Genomic DNA, 1594 nt, shown 5'->3' with positions numbered 1-1594 from the left:
TATGTGATGGGAAGGACAATGACTGTGATGGAACTATCGATGAAGATCTGACCTTTACTACTTATTATATCGATGCCGATAAAGATGGATTTGGAGATGCTTCAGATTCGGGAACTAGCTTATGTGCTGATCCTGCTGATGGAAGAGTAACCAATAACACCGATTGTGATGATACCGATTCTTCTATCAATCCGGATACGGTTTGGTATGTGGGTGTGGATAATGATGCTGATGGTTTCTTTGGAAGCACAAATTCAGTAACACAGTGTACCTCTCCTGGTGCTGGTTATTCAACCACTGCCCCGGCAACACCTGATTGTAATGATACCGATGCCGCAGAATTCCCTGGACAGACCTGGTATCTGGATGGTGATGGCGACAAGTATAGTGATGGCACCTCACAAATAGCTTGTGCAAGACCTGCAAACCATTTTACAGCTGCTGAACTAACAAGTACTTCCGGAGATTGTAATGATGGTGATGCTTCTATCTATCCGGGAGCTACAGAAATACCTGATAATGATGTAGACGAGAATTGTGATGGAGTTAAAAGTTATACTGATATCGAAGCTACCTATACCGTTGCAGCAGCTAAGCCTGTAGACAGTTATACCTATGGAGAACAACTGGCAACAGTTAATGATGATAATGGAGCAATCACCGAAACTGTTTTAGCAAATGCTACCAGCCTTCCGGCAGGAGTAGCTTTAGACGCAACTACAGGGAAGATCTCCGTGAGTGATGTAAGTTCATTAGTAGCAGGCACCTATTCTTTCGATGTAACCACTACCGATAATAAAGGAGGTTCTACTACCCAAACTGTTACCCTGGTATTTAATCCGGCTGATATCGAAGCTACCTATACCGTAGCAGCAGCTAAGCCTGTAGACAGTTATACCAATGGAGAACAACTGGCAACAGTTAATGATGATAATGGAGCAATCACTGAAGCTGTTTTAGCATATGCTACCAGCCTTCCGACAGGAGTAGCTTTAGACGCAACTACAGGGAAGATCTCCGTGAGTGATGTAAGTTCATTAGTATCAGGTACCCATTCTTTCGATGTAACCACTACCGATAATAAAGGAGGTTCCACTACGCAAACTGTTACCCTGGTATTTAATCCGGCTGATATCGAAGCTACCTATACCGTAGCAGCAGCTAAGCCTGTAGACAGTTATACCAATGGAGAACAACTGGCAACAGTTAATGATGATAATGGAGCAATCACCGAAGCTGTTTTAGCAAATACTACCAGCCTTCCGGCAGGAGTAGCTTTAGACGCAACTACAGGGAAGATCTCCGTGAGTGATGTAAGTTCATTAGTAGCAGGCACCCATTCTTTCGATGTAACCACTACCGATAATAAAGGAGGTTCCACTACGCAAACTGTTACCTTAATCTTTTTTGAAGATAAAGAAGCAGTTTACACCGTGGAAGCTGCACAACCGATCAATGAATATTCTAATGGAAACATACTGGCAACAGTGGCGGATGCTGATGGTGCAATTACCAATGCTGAAGTGACTTCAGGTAATCTTCCGGCGGGTGTTACTTTAAACTCAGACGGTAGCATCCAGGTTTCTAATAAAGA

Annotated in this window: 1 protein-coding gene; it reads left to right on the top strand. The window is 43.3% G+C overall.

What is annotated here, in order from left to right; all coding sequences use genetic code 11:
- On the top strand, nt 1-1594 hold a 1594-nt coding region (locus ACNKXV_RS06905), incomplete at both ends, for a putative Ig domain-containing protein (protein WP_417906984.1).

The sequence above is a fragment of the Christiangramia aquimixticola genome (genome assembly GCF_048285835.1).
Taxonomy (GTDB): Bacteria; Bacteroidota; Bacteroidia; order Flavobacteriales; family Flavobacteriaceae; genus Christiangramia; species Christiangramia aquimixticola.
The sequence above is the reverse complement of the archived record's forward strand: the minus strand, read 5'-3'. Positions and strand labels throughout refer to the sequence as shown.